We start from the raw sequence: 1088 nt of genomic DNA on the forward strand, positions 1-1088 counted from the left end.
GTAGGGGTCTCAGATCTAAACAGTGGATGCGAGCAAAAAGACTCAAAAAATCAGCTTTGTGGTCAAGCCCTCGGCCTATTAGTACCGGTCCGCTACACCCCTCACGGAGCTTCCACGCCCGGCCTATCAACCCGGTGGTCTACCGGGAGCCTTAACCCATCAAGTGGGTGGGAGACCTCATCTTGAAGCAGGTTTCCCGCTTAGATGCTTTCAGCGGTTATCCTTCCCGAACGTAGCCAACCAGCCATGCCCCTGGCGGGACAACTGGCACACCAGAGGTCCGTCCATCCCGGTCCTCTCGTACTAGGGACAGCCCTTCTCAAGTCTCCTGCGCGCGCAGCGGATAGGGACCGAACTGTCTCACGACGTTCTAAACCCAGCTCGCGTACCGCTTTAATGGGCGAACAGCCCAACCCTTGGGACCTACTCCAGCCCCAGGATGCGACGAGCCGACATCGAGGTGCCAAACCATCCCGTCGATATGGACTCTTGGGGAAGATCAGCCTGTTATCCCCAGGGTACCTTTTATCCGTTGAGCGACCACGCTTCCACAAGCCATGGCCGGATCACTAGTCCCTGCTTTCGCACCTGCTCGACCTGTCGGTCTCACAGTCAAGCCCCCTTGTGCACTTGCACTCGCCACCTGATTGCCAACCAGGCTGAGGGAACCTTTGGGCGCCTCCGTTACTCTTTAGGAGGCAACCGCCCCAGTTAAACTACCCACCAGACACTGTCCCTGATCCGGATCACGGACCGAGGTTAGACATCCAACACGATCAGAGTGGTATTTCAACGCCGGCTCCACCCGAACTAGCGTCCGGACTTCACAGCCTCCCACCTATCCTACACAAACCGAGTCGAACACCAATATCAAGCTATAGTGAAGGTCCTGGGGTCTTTCCGTCCTGCTGCGCGAAACGAGCATCTTTACTCGTAGTGCAATTTCGCCGGGCCCGTGGTTGAGACAGTCGAGAAGTCGTTACGCCATTCGTGCAGGTCGGAACTTACCCGACAAGGAATTTCGCTACCTTAGGATGGTTATAGTTACCACCGCCGTTTACTGGCGCTTAAGTTCTCAGCTTCGACCT

At 56.3% G+C, this 1088-nt stretch carries 1 rRNA gene; it reads right to left on the bottom strand.

Annotation, left to right across the window (positions count from 1 at the left end):
• Window positions 1-58 precede the first annotated feature (58 nt).
• Window positions 59-1088, bottom strand: a 23S ribosomal RNA gene (locus IZR01_RS49265); the annotation flags it as partial.

Source organism: Catenulispora pinisilvae, from assembly GCF_015356865.1.
Taxonomy (GTDB): domain Bacteria; phylum Actinomycetota; class Actinomycetes; order Streptomycetales; family Catenulisporaceae; genus Catenulispora; species Catenulispora pinisilvae.